This is a genomic window from Vibrio sp. VP6 (genome assembly GCF_028823755.1).
In the GTDB taxonomy this organism is placed as follows: domain Bacteria; phylum Pseudomonadota; class Gammaproteobacteria; order Enterobacterales; family Vibrionaceae; genus Vibrio; species Vibrio parahaemolyticus.
The window spans coordinates 12,165-32,212 of record NZ_JAPEID010000020.1 but is presented as its reverse complement, the minus strand read 5'-3'; the positions used below and the strand labels follow the sequence as shown (position 1 = coordinate 32,212).

Sequence of the window (20,048 nt, the reverse complement as noted above, 5' to 3'; positions counted from 1 at the left end):
GGTCTGTTTTACATAGTATTTAAAGGTAATTTGATGAACCCGATTCTTGCGATGTTGAAAGAAAACAATATTAGCGACGAGCAAATCAACGAGCTATTTCAGGCGTTAACTCAAAACCCTCTGGCTGCAATGGCAACTATCAGCCAACTAGGTCTGCCACAAGATCAGCTTCAAGCGTTAATGGCGCAGGTAATGCAAAACCCTGTACTGATTAAAGAAGCAGTGGAAGAGCTAGGCCTAGACTTCTCCAAAGTAGTAGAAGCCAAAGCGAAGCTACAGCAGTAATCGAGTTTTGATAAAAACAAAAGCCGCCAGATCCAAACGGTTCTGGCGGCTTTTTTACATCAGATGAAAGGTACGCGACTCCAACGGGAAAGCGAATAGGTTGAGCTTAACTTGGTGCTTGCATAAAAAATTAAGTGCGATTCTAGTCACGTCGCATGAACTCACGGGTGCTATTGGAAATAAATGAATTGTTTCTAATACATAGAACGTATTAGCATGGTTGCACTTGGCCCATATGAGTAAATTCATTGAATATACAATTTTAGAGAGGGTTTAGTTTTAAAAAAATAGTTAGTTGGAATCTAGGTTAAATGAAAATAAATATATTTAAAAAGCTACAAGTTGTATTTCTTGTGGTGTCAGCATCTTTAATGGTGGGGTGTTCGTCTATAGATGCGCATGCTGGTGGCGGATACGGAAAGCCGTTTTCAGGCACAGCGTTATCTGTCGCACGACAACCTTGCTATTTAAGAGCTGATATTACTTCCATCGCGTTATATCCACTTTCATTGATTGACATTCCTTTGTCGTTAGCAACGGACGTTGTGTTTCTTCCTGTTGATTTAATCATGGTAGCTACACCAACAACGAGTTATGGCGGTGTTGTTTCTCTAGGTTGTCCAAGCGGAAGCATGATCTAAAACACTTATTTTATTCAAATAAATGGAAGGAAATGAAAGTGGAATCGAAAAATAATTACTCAACAGAAAACAACGCTTCCTCGGTGCTCTTTGTAACGTCGCTTTTGTGTTTGGCATCAGTTTGTTTGGCCATACTGCTATTTATTATTGAGTACATTTCTGGCATGAAAATGAACGGTGTCGGCTTTCTTGGGACGTTAATACCAGCGATGAGTGTAGGATATTATTTTGGCTATAAAACAGGGAATATAATGCCTTCGACAACGAGATGGTATTCAGTGCTGCTTTGGAATTTATCGAGCTTAGTGGTGTTTTCTCTCATCTTAATGTTTTTGGGCATTTCTATATTTGAACTGATAGCGGAACTAGGCTGGTTCAGTATTATTATCGTTGTATTAACGTTAATAACCGTTTGTCTCGGGTACTTTATTTTCAAGAGTGGTGAAAAAATGGCGATTAAGGTTTTGCTAAAAGCGCAAAAGAGTGCGTAACTCACATATAACGAACGCTTAAAGATAGATACGTAAAAAAGCCGCCAGCCATATCGTGCTGGCGTTATTGTTTTCTCTTCCTTGGTGCCTCTTTGGTCTCTAGCAAAATCGAATGTTTTAGACGAAACGGTATTTCCACGAAAACTCAACCTGTTTATGTCTGCCCAAACGTGTGTATAATTCGCCGGAAATTACGATTTACAGATAACGAAAGGTAAGTATGGCAGTCCTCGAAATTCTCTCCATTCCAGACCCAAGACTTAAAGTAAAAGCAGAAAAAGTCACTGATGTATCGACAGTACAAACGTTGATCGACGATATGCTAGAAACACTTTACGCAACGGGCAATGGCATCGGTTTAGCTTCAACCCAAGTGGGCAGAAAAGAGGCGGTTGTTGTCATCGATATCTCTGACGAACGCAATGATCCTTTAATCTTAGTCAACCCAGAAGTGGTGAGCGGAGAAAACAAAGCACTTGGTCAAGAAGGGTGCCTATCTGTTCCCGAATACTATGCCGATGTAGAGCGTTACACATCAGTTGTTGTGTCTGCATTGGACCGTGATGGCAACCCGATTACAATCGAGAGCGATGAGTTCTTAGCGATTGTGATGCAGCACGAAATTGATCACCTATCTGGTAACTTGTTCATTGATTACCTTTCACCGCTAAAGCAAAAAATGGCGATGAAAAAAGTGAAGAAGTACGTAAAAGCGCAAGCTAAGTAAGATGGAGGAAGTAACTCACAACCGCGAGTTGCTTCCTTTTAAATCAAGAATAAGTAGAGTGGTTTATCTCGGTTTTTTGGGGACATAACGCTTTACGACCTTCATAAGCCTCTGAAATGAAGAACAGTCCATATGTGACTCATGAGGGCAGGAGGCAACATGGTTTAGGCTGTCTCGCACCGCTTTCAAACGTGTTATTTGCTCATCAATCTCAAGCGCCTTTTTCGCCAGTAAGTCACGATCAATGTATGGTTTTGAACCTTCTGAGTGATTCAACATTTCCGCCATTTCGTTAAGTGATATTCCAGCGATACGCCCTAAACTAATTAAGTTGAGTTTACTGAGTACCTCTGGCGAATATTGACGTCTCAATCCATTCCTTCCTATTGAGCGAATTAACCCCAATTGTTCGTAGTATCTGAGTGTTGAGGTCGGCAATCCTGATTTTTTAACCACTTCTGCAATATCCATTCTATTCCCTATTTCTCATTGACTTCAAGTTGGCTTTAAGTTGTAGCATGCAACTAAGACCTTAACAAATCAAAAACTTGAGGAGAGAAAAATGCTGCTTTTAATGGGATTGCAAGCGGCGCTAATAGGGATTGGTGCGACTGTGATAATGGATTTATGGGCTTGGCTACAAAGGAGAGTGTTTGGTATTCCCTCATTAAACTATGCATTGGTTGCGCGCTGGGTTTTGTGCATGCCAAAAGGGAAGCTTGTGCATGCGCCAATTATGTCAACAGACCCGATGCCGGGAGAAAAAGCACTCGGTTGGTTTTTGCACTATGCCATTGGCGTTGTTTTCGCTTTGGCTCACATTGCTGTTTTTGGTCATCATTGGTTGGTAGAGCCTAGCCTAACACCTGGCTTAATTACAGGTGCGGTAACGTTGGTGTTCCCATTTTTGGTCATTCAACCTTGTTTAGGATTTGGTTTTGCTGCCAGTAAAACCCCAACACCTTGGAAAGCTCGTTTTCTTAGCACATTGGCGCATTTGGCTTATGGATTGGGCTTATTCATTACCGCATTCGCTATCAAAGGTGTGAGTCAGTATTTTATGTAGTGAGCATGAGCATCATAAAAACGTGCTGTTTTCGGTTTGGATTTATGATGCTCAACTCTTGGTTGTTTTTTGGCGATCTGTTCATAGTGAGCAGATATCTTTTAAATCTGTCGTATCAATCCAAGACGTAAAGTCGGCCAACATTTAACATTACCTTAACTCCGTTATGGCAAGTGATTTACCGATAAAAATTAGAATTGTCTGGTTTGACATCAAGATTATTGAGGATTTCAGATGGCTTCAAAAGCGACAGGGATATCGATACTGAGTTTATTAGTAGCTCCGGTGGCGATGGGAGAGACCGCAAGCGCATACGATTTATGTTTGCTAGAAACAATCAAAAAAAGCAATGGCGAAGAAACGATCGAGAGCATTCGCAAGCAGTGTGAGTTAGATACAGTCACGAGCACTGCGTCTGTCGAATCAACAACGAAAGAATCAGAAGAACCGCAAGAAAGCTTGATCGACAAACGTTTGGAATCAGAAAAGCAAACCGCGTTCGAGCCTTTTAGCTTGGTTGCACATCGAATTAACTACATTCTGCCGTTTACTTATAGTGATCGCGTAAACAAACGTGCGTATGCCGACACCAAATACGGCGATGAACTGCGTAAGGAAGAGGCAGAGTTTCAAATCAGCTTTAAAGTACCAATGAACTACGACGATTTGTTGTTTGACGGCGATGGTTTGTTTTTTGGTATGACGCTCAAATCGTTCTGGCAGGTATACACGGGGGATGCGTCGCGTCCGTTTCGCGAAACCAATTATCGTCCTGAGCTGTTTTACTTCACTCCTACAAGTTGGCAGCCGCTTGGCGGCTCAACTTGGCTGGGTTTCGGTATTGAGCATGAATCAAATGGCCAAAGACAAGAGCTATCGCGCAGTTGGAACCGCGTTTATACCAACTTAACCTTTGCGAAAGACAATTTTGTCGCCTCTATCCAGCCTTGGTGGCGCATACCTGAGGACGAAAAAACCTTTCCGAATGATCCTAAAGGCGATGATAACCCAGATATCGAAGATTACATGGGGCATTTTGAGCTAACAAGCGCCTACAAATGGGACGATTACGAGTTGACGTTCTTGGGGCGCGAGAACTTCAAAACGCATAAAGGCTATGCTGAGATAGGTTTGTTGTTTCCAATTTGGGGAAAAGTTAGGGGATATGCTCAATACTCGACTGGATACGGCAAAAGCCTAATTGACTACGACCATAATCAGCAGCGCATTGGTGTTGGTATCGCGATCAACGGTGTTCTGTAGTTTTTCGATAGTCCAATAGAAATAAACGCTGGCAATTGAGATTTCAGTATTTAGAATGCGTGGCTAAAATTGATTTCCAACCTAGAGTGATTTTATGCTTCGTGATTACGCCTTCGATTGTCTTGTAACCATGCCTCGCCATGAACTGGAAGAGTTTAGTGCTCGCATGATCAGTAAAATGGTGCCAGAAGATGTGATGAATGAGCTGTTTACTTTTGATCAAGAAGAAGTGGATAGCGAAGACCGTATGTTGTCTGCACGTCTTGATGCAATGCTACGCATGACAGCAATCGCACTGAGTGAAATTCAACAAGCGTTTGATGACTCAGACAATGCAAAGCAAAATAGCGAGCGAATGACGCGACTGGTGCTTTGGCATTTCTATGCGATTTCATTCCATTTGGAAGAGGCAATCACGCTAGAAACACACTGTGAACTAGTAGAAAAACTACTCGAAAATACCCCTTCGGATGTTTTTGCTTGGGTGAAAACTCTGACAGAGCTTCTGCATACTTACGCTGAAATCAACGCGAAAGAAAACCCTCAAGACTAAGGTTTTTAGTCGTTAATCGTTCAGTAAACAAGGCGAGCTATCTGGTTCGCCTTGTTTTATTTTACTTCTGTAAAATCCGCCGTTTTGGACTTCTGACGTACACCTCGCTCCTCGCATCTCACTAGCGAATAGGGCGATTCCTTCTTACACTAAAATCAAAGCATTTGTTTTCGAACACTTTAATGCATCATTAAGCCGTGATTTCCAATCCACTTAAATACGGATAATTTATGTCGGATAACGTTCTGGTTTTTAAATTTGAACCGATTTTGAAGCGCATATGCCTTCTCTCTCGCCTACGTTATCGTGGTGGGCGTAAATAATGGACCCGTTAACGCAAGGTTTACTGGGCGCTGCTTTGCCACAGTCTGCAAGTAACAAGCGGCATATTGTGGCTGCTGGCGTATTAGGTGTGGCCTCAGGGATGGCTCCGGATTTGGACGTACTTATCCGTTCATCAAGTGACCCATTACTGTTTTTGGAATATCACCGACACTTTACCCATTCATTATTGTTTATCCCTTTTGGCAGTTTTCTCTGTGCTTTAGTGTTGTATCCGTTGTTTGCAAAAAGACGAGAGCTAAACTTTCAACAGAGTTGGTTTTATTGTGCCCTTGGTTATAGCACCCATGCGCTGTTAGATGCTTGCACCAGCTATGGGACTCAGCTTTTTTGGCCTATAAGCAACACACGCTATGCCTGGAATACGATCTCTGTTATCGACCCCGCTTTCTCACTTCCGATTTTGATCCTGCTTTTCTTTGCCGCACTGAAGCGAAATCGAAATTGCGCGCGTGTCGCATTTCTATGGTCTCTGGCTTATCTGACTCTTGGGGTTATTCAACGAGATAGAGCAGAAGCGGCCGGATGGAAAATTGTCCAAGAGCGACAGCACAGCGCTGTGCAGCTAAAAGCAAAACCAACCTTCGGCAATCTTTTGGTCTGGAAAGTGATTTATGAAACGGAAGATAACTACTATGTGGATGCGGTAAGAGTGGGGCGCTCGATAAAAATCTATCCTGGCGAATCCACACCAAAGCTCAATGTGAAAGCTCAATTTCCATGGCTCGACCCGCAATCGCAGCAAGCGAAAGATATTGAACGTTTCCGTTGGTTTTCAAATGGTTTTGTAGTGCAAGACCCGGATGACGAAATGCGAATTGTTGATGTGCGTTACTCCATCGTGCCAAACCAAATTAATGCGCTGTGGGGCATCAATCTATCCCCGAAAGCCAGCGCGGACGAACACGTCGAATACACTGCTCATCGAGGTAGTACAGCGGAAGACCGCCAAACTTTTCTCAATATGCTTACGGACTTTGACTGAGCGCTTACTTGGGTTACATGGGGAGTGACTCAGTGACTATCAAGCCGATTGAAAGTCCTTCACCAGCGTAGGCTTATGAGCAAAGAAGATTTTGCTAAACAGAGATTTGTACTTCCATCCAAGAGACAACAGTCGTTTTGCTAAGCTTTTGTTTTCAATGATAGCGACTTCAACGCCTTGGTAATGATATGGATGGCTTTTAATGTAGTCGATAAATGCAGTAAGCACGCCTTGCCCGCGAACGGAGGGCACGAAGTTGACTGCAACAATGGAAAAGCGCTGGCTGCCTACAGGGCAACGGACAAAGCAGTGTCCAAGCGGATGAGTGATGGTCTCGGAAAACTCAGGAAACGCGCGAGACTCTAAATCTTGAGAGAGCGCATCGTATTGCTGACATAAATGATAAAAAAGTTGTTTCGCTTCGCTGTTCATATCGGTGCCACTTTCTTGTAATTTGGTTTAAAGGCATTGATTTCACAAATATTGTAACCATAGTCAGCAAGACAAAACGCGGTGAACTTTTACAGTGGTGATTTCCTATTTTGAAAACAGATTGGTTACGAGTGAATTTGTTCGTCTTCTAAGTGGAGTGGTGGAGTAGTGAAATAGTGGAGTGAGGTTTTTTAGATGAGCGAAAGGATGTTTGGATTGCACAAAGTTCACGGAAGTGAATGAACAGAAAAAGGCGAACCGTTTGGTTCGCCTTTGCTTGTTTTAGGGGCTTAACTAGGCGCTACTCTAAGTGCTTAAATTGCAACGCCACAAGTCGCTGATACAGCTCACAGCTTTGCATTAATGATTGGTGGTTACCAACATCGACTAACTCACCATTGTCCAGCACCGCTATTTTATCCGCATGTTGGATAGTTGAAAGACGATGAGCAATGATCAGCGTTGTGCGTCCTTTCATCAGTGCTTCAAGTGCTTGCTGAACGTGGTGCTCACTTTCACTATCAAGGGCGCTGGTGGCTTCATCCAGCAGTAAGATTTTTGGATCTTTTAGAATCGCGCGAGCAATCGCAATGCGCTGCTTTTGACCGCCTGATAGCCTAACGCCGCGCTCGCCTAGAAAGCTGTGATAGCCTTCGGGAAGCTTCTCAATAAACTCATGGGCATGGGCTTTTTTGGCGGCTTCGATGACTTGTTCATCTGTGGCTTCTGGATTGCCGTAACGAATATTGTGAAACACATCATGGCTAAACAGCGCTGGTTGTTGAGGTACGAGTGCCATTTGGCGTCGAAGCTCGTTTGGGTCGAACTGTCGAATATCTTCGCCACCAAACAACACTTGCCCCTGTTGTGGGTCATAAAAGCGTTGCAGCAGTTCGAATAGCGTTGTTTTACCTGCACCAGAAGGGCCAACCAACGCCAATACTTTGCCTTGTTCAGCGGTTAAATTTAATCCTTTGACAGCAGATTGATTTGGGCGAGAAGGGTAGTTGAAATTCACCGACTTAAAGCTAACTTCAGCAGACATGTCTGAACGGACAGGCAAATGGTTGCTTGGTGCTTTAATATCGCTTTCTACTTGAAGGATCTCAATCAGTCGCTCGGTAGCGCCAGCGGCCCTTTGCAGTTCACCCATGACTTCAGAAATGGTTGCAGTCGATGAGGCAACCATAATGGCATAAAACACAAACGCTGCTAGGTCACCCGCAGACATCTTTCCGTGAATCACATCGCTGCCGCCAACCCAAAGCATGCCCGCAATTGCGCTGAACACAATCACAATAACGCCAGATATCAGGATCGCGCGTTGTTTTACTCTCTGTCTGCCCACTTCATACGCTTTTTCCACCTCGACAGCGAAAGCCGCTCGTTCGTACGGCTCTGAGCTAAAACTTTGCACGGTTTTAATATGTTCTATCGCTTCACCTGCGTAGCTGCCGACATCTGCCATTGAATCCTGACTTTGGCGAGAGAGCGCACGCACGCGTCGTCCATAAAACAAAATCGGAACCAAAACCAAAGGCACAGAAGCAAGCACAATCAGCGTGAGCTTAACGTTGGTGGCAAACAACATTATGATGGCCCCAAAGCACATCAAAGCGCTACGCATCGCCATCGAGAACGATGAACCAATAATGCTTTGCAGCAACGTAGTATCGGTAGTCAGGCGCGACATGATATCGCCACTACTGTTGGTCTCAAAATAGCTCGGATGCAGCGTAATCACATGGTTAAACACCGCAAGGCGAATATCCGCACTGACACGTTCCCCAACGGAAGAAACCAGATAGAAGCGAAAGAACGTCCCTACGGCAATACACAACGTAACACCAACAATAAACTGAATCGCATTGGTGAGCGCTTGCAATGATTGCTGTGCAAACCCTTGGTCGATAAGAATACGCACACCATAGCCCACGGATAACGTCAAACTTGCTGTTGCGACAAGTGCAACCAAGGCTGCTGCAACCCGCCATTTATAAGGCGCAATAAAGGTGTTGAGTTTAAGAAGAATGCTGAGATTTTTGTTATTTTTTTGGCTCATGAGTGACTCACAAAGCGTTTTAGGTAACTGGCATAGTAAGCCAGTTTGGTAGGGGAGACCAGTGAACTGCTGTTATCGGAGTAGGAAGTTGAGGAGTTTGATAAATACTCTATCTGTTTACTCTTAAGTAATCACTTAAGTCACATTGACTACTTACGGAATCCCCATGGGATTGAAATTCAAACTTTCTGATGGGATTGGTCGCTTCGCAGTTTAAATTAGACATATTTACTCTTTCCTTCACACCGATAACGTGATGCCTGAAAATTCCTTTCCAAATAACAACCTTGTGATTAGCAACGGTAGTGGTCACTTCTACACTGCATATTGTTTGAAATAGACCATCAAAAATACTTAGAAATTTGTTCCTTTTTCTGAAAACAGGATCAAATTTGAATTCCCCATTTATGTTCGTGGTGAAGCTACGTTCGAAAGAACGATTTGCTGACCGAATATTAAGTACTACATTTGCATTCTTTATGGGAATGTCTTCTTTCGTAATACGTCCTTTTATCCTTGGTGTAAATTCACGAGCTTCTTTACCACAAAACAAAAAGCCAACAGCAAAAACAGAAATCAGTACGAGCATCAGTAAATCTGCAAACTGTTCTAAGAACAGAAACACATTGTCGATCATAAGTTATAACTCAGTAGTCAGTGAATACACCTCGAATTGTTGCGTATTGTCTTGAGCGGCTATAGCGAGTATCTAAATTGCTGAGACATAATTCACGATTTTTTAGAAGTTTTGGAGGATAGGATGAATAGCCAATATTTATTTTGAATAAGAAGCACTGCGGTATTCACAGGGCTATCCATATCGCATGTATATCGAAAATTGCTTAAATGCCTAAGAGACTAGAACCAGATTTTAGTTGGGAGGGAGTTAAGCTCGGCTTTTGGCGAGTAGCAGGTCGACCTTTCCTTTTGCTGTTTTACTAACTGTTTGCATCAGCTGAAAACTTGGCTTAACGATACCTGAGTTTTCTAATCCTTCTACCATTAAGAGCCAAAGCTTGGCCGTCATTTGTGCATCGGCTAGTGCGCGGTGAAAAACACCGTCGTTGTCGATATTTTTATAGCGAACAAGTTCACCTAGCTTGTGTGACGGAGCATCTTGAATGAGCCGTCTTGCCACCAGTAAGGAGCAAGCAAACTCACCTGAATAACCACAGTTGATTCGCTCAAGCTCTGCATCTAAAAATCGTTTATCGAATGAAGCGTTATGAGCGATAAGGTTCTCGCCAGCAATGAACTCACTAAATGATGCCATGACCTCTTCGCAGCTTGGTGCTATTCGCAACATGTTATTGGTAATGCCGGTGTAGTTCTCAATGAAGGAGCTCACTCTGAAACCGGGATTCATGAGTTGCTGAAAACTATCAACAACCTCGCCATCGACTAACTTTACCGCACCAATTTCTATTGCGCGGTCACCCAAAGTAGGAGAGAGACCAGTGGTTTCAAAGTCGAGTACGACCACAGAGTTTGCTTGAGGCATGAAGTTTTCCAGCTGAGTAATATTGCGCAAGAGTATTATTGAAAGCGACAGAAAAAGAAAGGCGAATTCAACCGTGCTCCTTTGTCTATTTGGATTCTACAAAGTTAGCCTTTCTGGTTCACAATGTATGGGCAGTAATAGGTAAGTCTATGGCTTTACCCACTTGTTTCGTTATTCGCTTGGCGTTTTAAGTGCTCGATAAACGCCGGGATCTTCTTGGCTACGTGTTTTCTGGAAGCGTAAAAGGCATACAACACCAAATCTTCTGGTTCATATTCCAGTTCGATCACTTCCAGATCTCCTGATTCGATTTCTTCATGGCAAAACTCGACAGGTAGAATCGCAAACCCGAATCCTGCTAACGCGCCGGCTTTAGCAAGTTGTCCACTGTTGACCTTAAATGCAGATTGCACCCTTTGAGTTATCTGTTCTCCTTCTGAGTTTTTGAAAACCCAAGGCGTTCCTTTCAATGCAGTAAAACTGCTAATACAAGGAACGTGCTTCAAATCGGTAATTTTGAAAGGCCTCTGACGTGTGTGCAGTAGCTTAGGTGAGGCGACCACAACACTCGGCCAACGCTTGATCTCTTGTGCAATCCAATTGCTGTCTTCAAGCTTGCCGCGGTGAAAACTCAAGATAACGTCAAACCCATCGAGCAAGTCCTCTTTAGGGCTTAGGTTCGTCTCGCAATTCAATGAAATAGCAGAGTACTGAGCACAAAAAGAGACGACGGCTTTAGCTAGTTCTGGTGAATCTGGCATGACAACGTTGAGTTGCCCCATGACCTCACGAGAGTGTTGCGTCACTTCTTCAAGTGCATCATTCAGTTTGTCTAACAAAGGCTGTGTACGTAAATAGAGGTGCTCTCCAGCGTCTGTTGCGCAGATTCGTCGAGTCGTTCTGTCGAACAAACGCACATCAAGCTGTTCTTCAAGTAACGCAATGTGGCGACTGACATTTGATGTCGGCAGAGATAAAAACTCGGCGGCTCTTTTAAAGCTGTTGTTCTCGTAGACACAATGGAAGCTTTTTAGCCATTGCTGATCAATTTTCTCAAGCATCTCCATTAATCCCACTTGGTTGGATTATAAAGCCAATAAGTTGCACTTTATTACTTAAAACAGGTTTATACAATGCGAGTTACCGTTGTTTGGGCATAAAGGTTTTCCAATGAGTTGGTTAGAAAAACTATTAGATAAAAAGAACATCATTAATACGCGTAAAGCGTCGATTCCGGAAGGCGTATGGACTAAGTGTCCGTCTTGTGACCAAGTGCTGTATCGCATCGCGCTCAAGGAAAACTTGGAAGTTTGCCCCAAGTGTCAACACCATTTGCGAATGTCTGCGCGACATCGTTTAGACAGCTTCTTGGACAAAGGTGAGCGTATAGAGCTTGCTAGCGAATATGAGCCGAAAGATCTGCTCAATTTTAAGGACAAGAAACGCTACAAAGAGCGTCTTGCTCTCGCTCAAAAAAGTACTGGCGAGAAAGATGCGTTGGTCGTGATGAAAGGCGAGCTGTTGGGCTTACCCATCGTGGCTTGCGCGTTCGAGTTCTCTTTCATGGCGGGCTCGATGGGGTCGGTTGTGGGTGCTCGTTTTGTTGATGCCGTGAATACGGCGATAGAGGAAAATTGCGGGTTAGTTTGCTTTTCTGCGTGTGGTGGCGCACGTATGCAAGAGTCGCTGATGGCTTTAATGCAAATGGCCAAAACCAGCGCTGCGTTGGAGCGTTTATCCAATGCGCGCTTGCCTTATATCTCGGTATTGACCGATCAAACCTTTGGCGGCGTCTCGGCAAGCTTGGCAATGCTAGGGGACATCAATATTGGTGAGCCTGAGGCAAGAATCGGGTTTGCAGGGCGTCGTGTGATTGAACAAACCGTGCGAGAAAAGCTACCGGATGGCTTTCAACAAAGCGAGTTTCTGCTTGAGCATGGCGCTTTAGATATGATTGTGCAAAGGCACGATATGCGCGAGAGGATAGGCGGGTTGATAGCAAAACTCACTAATACAAGCATCCGACTAGAAGTTAAGTAATTGCGGTTGGCTCATGCTTTATATGTTCTTTGAGATATTTACTGATATGCAATCGATCGATTTAATAGCGTAAAGGCGGCTTTTCGGTTCATTTCAACTAAGTATTGCTTTTCGATATAAGGTGCTGATTATAAATTGATTTCATAAAACAACTTCGGCATCATTCACTGCTTGATTTTGAGGATGATTATCATCACGGCAAAAAATTAGAACAACTTATAATGCGAGGCTAGGGAACGATGGAACCAATGAAAAATCACTATTTAGATATACCTGAAGAAAGAAAATTGCGTATTTTTCGTGAAGAAGATGAAGATTTCTACAGCTTCTGGGAAAGAATGCTTGATGAAAAACAATCTTTTTATAAACAACCTCTTAAAAGAATGAAAGGCGATGCTTGGGATTCGCTTCAGGCATTCTTCACTGCTTCCGAGTTCGGACAACATCAGGCCTCGCCAGCTTATATAAAAAGGGCGCTTGAGTTACTGAATAACGTGTACTTGCTGGCCAATCATTCAGACCAAGTAGTTGAATTCTCCGTTGGGCACCGACACTTTTCGGAAGTAGGTAACCGTTCTGTTGCAGGGGGAACGATGGATGCATGGTTGGATGAAATCTGTTTAGCGATGGCCGCGAGAGATTGGCGCTGCGTAGAGCTGATGACCATCATGGATGAGTCGTTAGTGCGTTTAAAAGATCCATTCGATGTTGCGCTAGTCGAGTTCGTTAACGGTGTATTTGGTAATTCATCAGCGTTACCTGAGTTATTGCAAACTGTGATGGAGAAATCTTCTCCGCAATACTTAGAATCAACCAGAGTGCCCTATGTACATTCTTTGTTTATTCCATTTGTGAATGTGTTTGTTGCCATTATCGATGGCGATGAGGCGCATTATCAAGAAGCACTGAGAGATGCGTTAGAGGCGCATTACCAGTTCTACATGAATGAAGATGTTCGTTATTCGCCAAAAGGGAATGTTTCTCTGAAACTGATTGGTCTTGCTGCATTGGCATACGATAAGTATGGGTGGACAATTCCAGAAACCGCATATTTGCCGAAGTGGCTCGTTTACGGTGAGCATGATCTCTGTTCTAAATGAATCATTAATGGAACACCTTATGTAGTGTCTGCGGCAATGACGTTCGGCAGCACCTCGAGCAAACATGTTGTACCTGATCCTACCTTTCAGCTGTGAAAAGTTGAAAGAACTCCAACATACTTTTGCTACAGAAAAGGGCATTTGGTTTGGTAATCCGCAAGTCACGGCACATCCACATCAATCCATCGTTGAATGGTATGTCGGTGACTACCTGCTCAACCTTGGTGACGAAGAATTAAGGTCGTTTTTCAACCAGTTACTCGGTGGTAAGACATAAACTTATCAATATGCGAGCTTACTAACACGCCATACGTGACACTTCATGTATTCTTAATTGAAGCGAAGAAGAGGATTTATCAATGTCAAAAAGCTCCAAGCTTCACAATGAAGACAAACTGGTTAAGAAGGCACTAGAGATTGGTGGGAAGATGGCGAAGCTACAAGGTTTTGACCTTCCTCAGTCACCACAGCCTCTAAGAGTAAAAGCGATTTACCTATTTTTGGTCGATGCCAAACAGATCACGCCACTACCGGAAAGCAAGCTAGATGGCGCAAGCATCAAACACCGACTAGCAGTATGGATACACAGTGCGTTGTCAGACAACGACCCTCTAAAGTAGAAAGCCTGAAGACGTTACATGGGGCATTAGTTAACAAGGCGAGCCAGATGGTTCGCCTTGTCTGATCTTGGCAAGTGCACCGAGGTCTTCTAATGTTTCGTTATCATTGATTTACAAAACAGCATCAAAAGGGCTAAAGATAAAGCCAGAGAAGCGCTACAATGCTCGCGTTGCAAGAGTGCAACCAAAATTACTCATTTACAGAAACCTTAAAGTAACCATACATGTCTAAAGATTTCGAATTCACCACAGAATACACACTCGATAAGCCATTTTTTGCTGAGTGTTATGATCAAACTAGCCAGCCAACGAAGTTCCCACAAGCGTATTTGAAAGGATTACTCTTTCTCATTTTTGGTGTGGTCTTATTGGAGTTTGAACTGCTACCTAACGGTTACGTCGGTTGGTTCTTTATCGTATTGAGTGTGATTGAAGCGTGTAGCGTTTACTTCAAAAGAACCTGGTGGCTATGGCGTCAAACCATCAGTTCAAGCCGTGGCAGCAAAGTGGTGTTTGACGTGAATGCAGACGGAGTGCGCTACAAAAGCGGTAAAGTTGACCGCAGCCTCGCTTGGAATGATATCGACCAACTCGAACAAACTGATTTGGGCTTTATCCTTCACCTTGGTAAACAACGCCAATACATAAGCAAATCTTGCTTAAACGAAGAAGTCATCGTGTTTATGGTAGAGCAGCACGCCGCATCAAAAGTGAGCTAAGAAATCCCTATTAACAGAAGAGGCGAGCCAATGGGTTCGCCTTTTTTGATCTAGGCACAGAGTTTTAAAAAGGTTGTTAGGAAGAAACTGCGACGCTGGCTAACTCGTTTGTGCCCCAAAGTAATTTAGACTACTTACTCAGTTCGATTATCTGCTCCAAATAAGCCCTAGTTTTTCTTATGTTCGGTTCATGACGAACATAAATCGGCGACCAGATTATTTGTTTGCCTTGTGGTTTTCAACAGAGGTTTTATTTAGTGGACTTACAGTAACCGCAAAAATGTTCGCCAATAACATGCGTATAGATTTGTGTCGTCGCTACAACTGAATGTCCTAATAGCTCTTGAACTGTTCGGATGTCCTGTCCAGAACACAGTAATTCTGTCGCAAAGCTGTGACGAAACGTATGACAAGTAACCCGCTTATTAAAAACAACCTTGCTCGCTGTGCTGTACGTTTTAAAGCCTTTCGTGGTGCGGAGTCGTGCAAATGATGGCGACAAGGTTGATTGGTTAGTGAATGTCTACAGATAGTCGTAGACGGGAAGATTATTGTTAATAAATGGATTTATGTTGAAGAAACTCAATATAACGTGCCATGTTAAAAAATTATAACAGGCCGGCTCGTTTTCATGTGATGAAGTAGTAAATAATATCAATATGCTCTATGTTTTATATGGTTGTGATTTTCGATTAAAAGTTAGGCTGGCGACAATACGAGCCGACCTGTTATTAAGAATGTTATATTTTATTTTGAAGTATATCTAGAGGAAGGAAGATGAAAAAAGCACTACTTATAGGTATCTCAAACTACAACGGTAAGTATTCAAATCTACCCGGTTGCTTAAACGATATGAATGAATGGGCTTCCTTGTTGAAATCGCATTATGGATTCACAACTGAGGGAACTCGTTTGCTCGCAGATAATAGAGCCACGAAAATGAATATATTAGACCGGTTAGAGTGGCTATTTTCAGGAGATGGTCTTGATGAAATTGTACTGTTTTTTGCTGGTCACGGCGCGCGGCTCCGGCGACGAGATTATGAAACAGGCGATCTAGACGATAACATGGATGAAACATTAGTTTGCTTTCCTGAAGTGAAAGAGGACATTCAAGAGCACCTTCTATTTGACGATGAACTTTTAGGTATTATTCAATCTAAAAATCTACCAGATTCAGTGAATGTCACATTCATTTTTGATTCTTGCCACTCCGGTGGAATGGCAAGAACGGTAGTGATTTCCGATGAAACAGATATAGCTAGATCTATCGTTCTACCATCAGACATCGCAGCCCGAACAATACCTGACTTGCCTATTAAGCGCATGGGGAGTCTAAATCAAGAGGATGGTATCAACCATGTGATAGTAAGTGCAGCATTAGATATCGAATCTGCTTGGGATGCGAAAATGGACGACGGCTTACGGCACGGAGCGTTTTCTTATTATGCGACAAGATTTTTAGAACAAAATACGTCTATGTCTTATGCCTCGCTAATAGATAATGTTACCGAGAAGGTTACAGAAAGATTCCCTCAGCATCCGCGTTTGTTGGGGAATAATGGGCGCTTTAGTAGCGCATTTTTGAAGTAACTATTAACAATAGGAAATTAAGTTATGGCTAGTATAAAAGATTGTTGTATTACTTTTCCCATCGGCGATTGTGATTTAACAGATGTTGAGGGAGTTAAGAGTAGAATTATTGACGTAATTGATAGTCCGGACTTTGGTGGCTGTTTTGGTGATCTAGATGTTCAAGTTCGCACCCTCCAAGCGGGTCCTACACCTAGAGGTGAAGGTTCTGTAAGCTGTAAGGCCGATTCAAGTGGTAAAGTTAGTTGCGAAGGCAAGGTAAGCTGGAAATTCTAACTCGGCGAATATAACAAGCTCGTCAAGCGGACAGGTTTTCGCTCCAGCTTATTGTGTATTTCGTTTCGCTTCATTTTTACACAACAAACTTACGCAAAAACCAGCCGCTTACGCGTGCGTTATGCAGTTGGTTGTAAAATCTCATAGGGTCTTCTCCGTTTTGGTTTTGTCGCCTTCCAGCTTAGCCGAGAGGTTAAGTTGGAGGAGAAGGCTCAATGAGTGTCAAAGCAGTTCACACAGAAACCAAAATCTTCGCACCTTAGTCGCTGCGGTTTTGGTTCCGGTGTGTGCAGAGTTACTTTTCCATACCTCAACTAATCCGTTACATTCTAATTTAGTAATATAACTGACACGAAATTGTCCAGAAGTGAGTTAATGCATCAGCAATAAAAACAAAAAGGCGAACCAATCGGTTCGCCTTTGTCTATTTAGATTCTACAAAAATTAGTCTTCGTAGTTATCGATGCTTGGGCACGAGCAGATTAGGTTACGGTCGCCGTAAACGTTATCTACGCGGTTTACTGTTGGCCAGTATTTCCAAGATTTGGTTGCTTTAGAAGGGAAGCAGCCAAGTTCGCGTGAGTATGGGCGATCCCATTCTTCAGCAGAAAGGTCAACTTGCGTGTGTGGCGCATTAACGAGAGGGTTGTTCTCTAGTGGCCATTCACCGTTTTTCACTTTCGTCATTTCTTCACGAATAGAAATCATCGCATCACAGAAGCGGTTTAGCTCTGCTAGGTCTTCAGATTCCGTTGGCTCAACCATTAGCGTGCCAGCAACTGGGAACGACATGGTTGGCGCGTGGAAACCGTAGTCCATTAGGCGCTTCGCGATATCTTCTTCGCTAATGCCTGTTTCTTCTTTCAGCGGACGGATGTCGATAATACATTCGTGCGCTACACGGCCGTTTTTACCACGGTAAAGAACAGGGTAGTGAGGGCGTAGACGCTCCATCACATAGTTAGCGTTTAGAATCGCGACCTTCGTTGCGTTGGATAAGCCTGCTTCACCCATCATGGCGATGTAAGCCCAAGAGATAGGTAGGATAGATGCACTACCAAAATCTGCAGCTGATACTGCGAAGTCTTCGCCTTCTACACCGTTCTCGATGTGACCTGGTAGGAAAGGTGCTAGGTGCGATTTAACGCCGATAGGCCCCATACCTGGACCGCCGCCACCGTGAGGGATACAGAAGGTTTTGTGTAGGTTTAGGTGAGAAACGTCTGAGCCGATAAAGCCAGGGGATGTTAGACCAACCTGTGCGTTCATGTTCGCGCCGTCTAGGTATACTTGACCGCCTGCGGAATGAACCATTTCACACACTTCTTTCACCTTCTCTTCGTAAACGCCGTGCGTAGAAGGGTAAGTGATCATGATGCTGGATAGGTTGTCTTTGTGCTTCTCGATTTTCGCTGCTAGATCGTCGATGTCGATGTTGCCTTCGTCATCACACTTAACAACCACAACTTTCATTGACACCATAGATGCGGTTGCAGGGTTAGTACCGTGCGCAGAACTTGGGATCAAACATACGTTGCGGTGACCTTCGCCACGGCTTTCGTGGTAGCGTTGAATCGCGATAAGACCTGCATACTCACCCGATGCGCCGGAGTTTGGCTGTAGTGAGAATGCGTCGTAGCCTGTGATTTCACAAAGCTTCTCTTTTAGATCTTTCGCTAGCGCTGCATAGCCCGCTGTTTGTTCTGCTGGTGCGAATGGGTGGATAGAACCAAACTCAGGCCAAGTGATTGGGATCATCTCTGCCGCTGCGTTTAGCTTCATCGTACAGCTGCCTAGTGGAATCATACCGTGCGTTAGCGAGAAGTCTTTGTTTTCAAGCTGTTTTAGGTAACGCATCATTTGTGTTTCACTGTGGTAAGTATTGAACACTGGGTGCGTTAGGTATTCTGAAGTGCGACGTAGCGCTTCTGGAATGGCGGCAAACTCGTTACCAGCAATTTCCGTTGATAGTGCGGCAACGTCTTCTTTTACGCCAAAGACGGCGAACAGTGCTTCGACATCTGCAACGGTTGTTGTTTCATCTAAGCTAATGCCTAGTTTGCCAGGTAGGACGCGTAGGTTGATGTCTGCTGCGAGTGCTTTTGTGTACAGATTTTGCGTTTTCTCACCAGTATTGATGGTGATGGTGTCGAAGAAGCTGTTATGAGCCAGTTCAAAGCCGCCTTTTGTTAGGCCAGCAGCAAGGATGGCAGTCATGTGGTGCGTGCGACGAGCAATGGTGCGTAGACCTTCTGCACCGTGGTAAACCGCGTAGAAAGATGCCATGTTTGCTAGTAACGCTTGAGCGGTACAGATGTTTGATGTCGCTTTTTCGCGGCGGATGTGCTGCTCGCGAGTCTGCATTGCCATACGAAGTGCTTGGTTGCCTTTCGCATCGATAGAAACACCGATAACACGGCCTGGCATTGTACGTTTGTGTTTGTCACGAGTTGCCATGAATGCCGCGTGTGGACCGCCGTAACCCATTGGTACGCCGAAACGCTGAGCTGAACCGATTGCGACGTCTGCGCCCATTTCTCCAGCAGGTTTCAATAGGGTAGAAGCAAGTAGGTCAGTCGCAACAGTAACAAGCGTTTTGTTTGCTTGTGCTTTCGCGATGATGTCCGTTAGATCACGAACTTCACCCGTTGTGCTTGGGTATTGAACCAGCGCGCCGAATACGTCTTGCTCTGGTAGAGATTCTAAAGAGCCAACTAGCACTTCAAAACCGATGAATTTAGCACGCGTTTTTACCACTTCGATGGTTTGTGGATGCACGTCGTCAGCCACAAAGAATACGTTGCTCTTGCTCTTACCTGCGCGCTTACAAAGTGTCATCGCTTCTGCCGCTGCGGTTGCTTCATCAAGCAAAGACGCGTTAGCGATTTCCATACCGGTTAGGTCGATAACCATTTGTTGGAAGTTCAGTAGTGATTCCAAACGGCCTTGAGAAATTTCTGGTTGGTATGGTGTGTACGCGGTGTACCAGCCTGGGTTTTCTAGTACGTTACGCAGAATGACATTTGGCGTGAACGTGTTGTAGTAACCCTGACCGATGAATGTACGTTTGACTTGGTTTTGTTTTGCGAATTGTTTCATCGTAGCCAACATGTCCGCTTCGCTTTTCGCTTCTGCCAACGTCATTGGCTGCTCAAGGCGGATGTTTGCTGGTACGGTTTCGCTGATCAGTGCGTCTAGGCTAACTGCGTTGATCGCTTCCAACATTTTTTGTTGGTCAGAAAGTTTTGGTCCGTTGTGGCGTCCAACGAACTCGTTTTGTGTGCTGAGGCTTTGAAGTAATTCAGTCATTGTCCTTTACCTACTCCTTGGCTCGGGTATCGGAAATGGTCTT

At 44.0% G+C, this 20,048-nt stretch carries 22 protein-coding genes and 1 pseudogene; 15 read left to right on the top strand and 8 right to left on the bottom strand.

Annotated elements, in window-relative coordinates; genetic code table 11:
* Positions 1-33: 33 nt before the first annotated feature.
* The 4 genes from OU793_RS13945 (at position 34) to def (ending at position 2,144) form a co-directional block, all read left to right on the top strand.
* Positions 34-285: a DUF2999 family protein gene (locus OU793_RS13945; RefSeq protein ID WP_005395194.1), complete on the top strand. Its 252-nt coding sequence runs from the start codon at positions 34-36 to the stop codon at positions 283-285.
* 311 nt (positions 286-596) lie between these two features.
* Positions 597-926, top strand: a complete 330-nt coding sequence (locus OU793_RS13940; protein ID WP_005478428.1) for a YceK/YidQ family lipoprotein — start codon at positions 597-599, stop codon at positions 924-926.
* A 32-nt stretch (positions 927-958) separates the two neighbouring features.
* Positions 959-1,417 carry an ABZJ_00895 family protein gene (locus tag OU793_RS13935; protein ID WP_193237410.1) on the top strand — a complete coding sequence of 153 codons (459 nt, stop codon included), beginning with the start codon at positions 959-961 and terminating at the stop codon, positions 1,415-1,417.
* 220 nt (positions 1,418-1,637) lie between these two features.
* Positions 1,638-2,144, top strand: coding sequence for a peptide deformylase (def, locus tag OU793_RS13930; RefSeq protein ID WP_020842054.1), 507 nt, complete (start codon positions 1,638-1,640; stop codon positions 2,142-2,144).
* A 63-nt stretch (positions 2,145-2,207) separates the two neighbouring features.
* On the opposite strand, the gene OU793_RS13925 is transcribed toward def, so the two are convergent.
* Entirely contained in the window at positions 2,208-2,615 is a 408-nt protein-coding gene (locus OU793_RS13925; protein ID WP_020842055.1) for a helix-turn-helix domain-containing protein, read from the bottom strand.
* 91 nt (positions 2,616-2,706) lie between these two features.
* On the opposite strand from OU793_RS13925, the gene OU793_RS13920 reads away from it, so the two are divergent.
* The 4 genes from OU793_RS13920 (at position 2,707) to OU793_RS13905 (ending at position 6,353) form a co-directional block, all read left to right on the top strand.
* Positions 2,707-3,210 (top strand): DUF2938 domain-containing protein, encoded by a 504-nt coding sequence (locus OU793_RS13920; RefSeq protein ID WP_024702917.1) that lies wholly within the window; start codon positions 2,707-2,709, stop codon positions 3,208-3,210.
* A 234-nt stretch (positions 3,211-3,444) separates the two neighbouring features.
* Complete coding sequence (locus OU793_RS13915) at positions 3,445-4,473, top strand: phospholipase A (protein ID WP_005478421.1); 1,029 nt, start codon at positions 3,445-3,447, stop codon at positions 4,471-4,473.
* Positions 4,474-4,567: 94 nt separating this feature from the next.
* A complete protein-coding gene (locus OU793_RS13910) occupies positions 4,568-5,026 on the top strand; it encodes an exoribonuclease R (RefSeq protein WP_140103325.1) in 459 nt (152 codons plus the stop codon).
* A 322-nt stretch (positions 5,027-5,348) separates the two neighbouring features.
* On the top strand, positions 5,349-6,353 hold the full coding sequence (locus tag OU793_RS13905; protein ID WP_069549941.1) for a metal-dependent hydrolase: 1,005 nt from the start codon (positions 5,349-5,351) through the stop codon (positions 6,351-6,353).
* Between the two features lie 39 nt (positions 6,354-6,392).
* Here the strand turns inward: OU793_RS13905 and OU793_RS13900 are convergent, their stop codons facing one another.
* The 5 genes from OU793_RS13900 to OU793_RS13880 all read right to left on the bottom strand — a co-directional run bounded on the left by OU793_RS13900 (position 6,393) and on the right by OU793_RS13880 (position 11,415).
* Positions 6,393-6,785: a hypothetical protein gene (locus OU793_RS13900; RefSeq protein WP_025526612.1), complete on the bottom strand. Its 393-nt coding sequence runs from the start codon at positions 6,783-6,785 to the stop codon at positions 6,393-6,395.
* A gap of 301 nt (positions 6,786-7,086) precedes the next feature.
* Complete coding sequence (locus OU793_RS13895; protein ID WP_140103324.1) at positions 7,087-8,847, bottom strand: ABC transporter ATP-binding protein/permease; 1,761 nt, start codon at positions 8,845-8,847, stop codon at positions 7,087-7,089.
* 109 nt (positions 8,848-8,956) lie between these two features.
* Positions 8,957-9,484: a DUF6795 domain-containing protein gene (locus OU793_RS13890; protein ID WP_159404332.1), complete on the bottom strand. Its 528-nt coding sequence runs from the start codon at positions 9,482-9,484 to the stop codon at positions 8,957-8,959.
* Positions 9,485-9,733: 249 nt separating this feature from the next.
* Positions 9,734-10,348 (bottom strand): PolC-type DNA polymerase III, encoded by a 615-nt coding sequence (locus tag OU793_RS13885; protein ID WP_021821603.1) that lies wholly within the window; start codon positions 10,346-10,348, stop codon positions 9,734-9,736.
* Between the two features lie 155 nt (positions 10,349-10,503).
* On the bottom strand, positions 10,504-11,415 hold the full coding sequence (locus OU793_RS13880; RefSeq protein ID WP_180793976.1) for a LysR family transcriptional regulator: 912 nt from the start codon (positions 11,413-11,415) through the stop codon (positions 10,504-10,506).
* A 103-nt stretch (positions 11,416-11,518) separates the two neighbouring features.
* Here OU793_RS13880 and accD point away from each other — a divergent pair, with 103 nt between their 5' ends.
* From accD to OU793_RS13855, 5 genes and pseudogenes are all read left to right on the top strand, one after another.
* Positions 11,519-12,388 carry an acetyl-CoA carboxylase, carboxyltransferase subunit beta gene (gene accD / locus OU793_RS13875; RefSeq protein WP_017447608.1) on the top strand — a complete coding sequence of 290 codons (870 nt, stop codon included), beginning with the start codon at positions 11,519-11,521 and terminating at the stop codon, positions 12,386-12,388.
* Between the two features lie 239 nt (positions 12,389-12,627).
* Positions 12,628-13,488, top strand: a complete 861-nt coding sequence (locus OU793_RS13870) for an immunity 49 family protein (RefSeq protein ID WP_042771170.1) — start codon at positions 12,628-12,630, stop codon at positions 13,486-13,488.
* 52 nt (positions 13,489-13,540) lie between these two features.
* Positions 13,541-13,765, top strand: a pseudogene (locus OU793_RS13865) (threonine aldolase); the annotation flags it as partial.
* Positions 13,766-13,847: 82 nt separating this feature from the next.
* Positions 13,848-14,108, top strand: a complete 261-nt coding sequence (locus tag OU793_RS13860; RefSeq protein ID WP_140103313.1) for a DUF5062 family protein — start codon at positions 13,848-13,850, stop codon at positions 14,106-14,108.
* Positions 14,109-14,332: 224 nt separating this feature from the next.
* A complete protein-coding gene (locus OU793_RS13855) occupies positions 14,333-14,827 on the top strand; it encodes a YcxB family protein (protein WP_140103312.1) in 495 nt (164 codons plus the stop codon).
* A gap of 250 nt (positions 14,828-15,077) precedes the next feature.
* Here the strand turns inward: OU793_RS13855 and OU793_RS13850 are convergent, their stop codons facing one another.
* A complete protein-coding gene (locus tag OU793_RS13850; protein WP_180793870.1) occupies positions 15,078-15,329 on the bottom strand; it encodes a tyrosine-type recombinase/integrase in 252 nt (83 codons plus the stop codon).
* A 275-nt stretch (positions 15,330-15,604) separates the two neighbouring features.
* Between OU793_RS13850 and OU793_RS13845 the strand changes: the two genes are divergently transcribed.
* Entirely contained in the window at positions 15,605-16,420 is an 816-nt protein-coding gene (locus OU793_RS13845; RefSeq protein WP_140103311.1) for a caspase family protein, read from the top strand.
* Between the two features lie 24 nt (positions 16,421-16,444).
* A complete protein-coding gene (locus tag OU793_RS13840; protein ID WP_101945303.1) occupies positions 16,445-16,696 on the top strand; it encodes a hypothetical protein in 252 nt (83 codons plus the stop codon).
* Positions 16,697-17,140: 444 nt separating this feature from the next.
* On the opposite strand, the gene gcvP is transcribed toward OU793_RS13840, so the two are convergent.
* The gene (gene gcvP / locus OU793_RS13835; RefSeq protein ID WP_029862277.1) at positions 17,141-20,005 is read right to left on the bottom strand and encodes an aminomethyl-transferring glycine dehydrogenase; all 2,865 of its coding nucleotides are present in this window, start codon (positions 20,003-20,005) and stop codon (positions 17,141-17,143) included.
* Positions 20,006-20,048: the final 43 nt, after the last annotated feature.

What these genes read in the sequence shown, in the direction of transcription:
- OU793_RS13890 (WP_159404332.1), bottom strand. Translation starts at nt 9,484, where the DNA reads ATGATCGACAATGTGTTTCTGTTCTTAGAACAGTTTGCAGATTTACTG.
- OU793_RS13945 (WP_005395194.1), top strand. Translation starts at nt 34, where the DNA reads ATGAACCCGATTCTTGCGATGTTGAAAGAAAACAATATTAGCGACGAG.
- OU793_RS13860 (WP_140103313.1), top strand. Translation starts at nt 13,848, where the DNA reads ATGTCAAAAAGCTCCAAGCTTCACAATGAAGACAAACTGGTTAAGAAG.
- OU793_RS13845 (WP_140103311.1), top strand. Translation starts at nt 15,605, where the DNA reads ATGAAAAAAGCACTACTTATAGGTATCTCAAACTACAACGGTAAGTAT.
- OU793_RS13925 (WP_020842055.1), bottom strand. Translation starts at nt 2,615, where the DNA reads ATGGATATTGCAGAAGTGGTTAAAAAATCAGGATTGCCGACCTCAACA.
- def (WP_020842054.1), top strand. Translation starts at nt 1,638, where the DNA reads ATGGCAGTCCTCGAAATTCTCTCCATTCCAGACCCAAGACTTAAAGTA.
- OU793_RS13885 (WP_021821603.1), bottom strand. Translation starts at nt 10,348, where the DNA reads ATGCCTCAAGCAAACTCTGTGGTCGTACTCGACTTTGAAACCACTGGT.
- gcvP (WP_029862277.1), bottom strand. Translation starts at nt 20,005, where the DNA reads ATGACTGAATTACTTCAAAGCCTCAGCACACAAAACGAGTTCGTTGGA.
- OU793_RS13895 (WP_140103324.1), bottom strand. Translation starts at nt 8,847, where the DNA reads ATGAGCCAAAAAAATAACAAAAATCTCAGCATTCTTCTTAAACTCAAC.
- OU793_RS13880 (WP_180793976.1), bottom strand. Translation starts at nt 11,415, where the DNA reads ATGGAGATGCTTGAGAAAATTGATCAGCAATGGCTAAAAAGCTTCCAT.
- OU793_RS13855 (WP_140103312.1), top strand. Translation starts at nt 14,333, where the DNA reads ATGTCTAAAGATTTCGAATTCACCACAGAATACACACTCGATAAGCCA.
- OU793_RS13920 (WP_024702917.1), top strand. Translation starts at nt 2,707, where the DNA reads ATGCTGCTTTTAATGGGATTGCAAGCGGCGCTAATAGGGATTGGTGCG.
- OU793_RS13910 (WP_140103325.1), top strand. Translation starts at nt 4,568, where the DNA reads ATGCTTCGTGATTACGCCTTCGATTGTCTTGTAACCATGCCTCGCCAT.
- OU793_RS13900 (WP_025526612.1), bottom strand. Translation starts at nt 6,785, where the DNA reads ATGAACAGCGAAGCGAAACAACTTTTTTATCATTTATGTCAGCAATAC.
- OU793_RS13840 (WP_101945303.1), top strand. Translation starts at nt 16,445, where the DNA reads ATGGCTAGTATAAAAGATTGTTGTATTACTTTTCCCATCGGCGATTGT.
- OU793_RS13915 (WP_005478421.1), top strand. Translation starts at nt 3,445, where the DNA reads ATGGCTTCAAAAGCGACAGGGATATCGATACTGAGTTTATTAGTAGCT.
- OU793_RS13870 (WP_042771170.1), top strand. Translation starts at nt 12,628, where the DNA reads ATGGAACCAATGAAAAATCACTATTTAGATATACCTGAAGAAAGAAAA.
- OU793_RS13905 (WP_069549941.1), top strand. Translation starts at nt 5,349, where the DNA reads ATGGACCCGTTAACGCAAGGTTTACTGGGCGCTGCTTTGCCACAGTCT.
- accD (WP_017447608.1), top strand. Translation starts at nt 11,519, where the DNA reads ATGAGTTGGTTAGAAAAACTATTAGATAAAAAGAACATCATTAATACG.
- OU793_RS13940 (WP_005478428.1), top strand. Translation starts at nt 597, where the DNA reads ATGAAAATAAATATATTTAAAAAGCTACAAGTTGTATTTCTTGTGGTG.
- OU793_RS13935 (WP_193237410.1), top strand. Translation starts at nt 959, where the DNA reads ATGAAAGTGGAATCGAAAAATAATTACTCAACAGAAAACAACGCTTCC.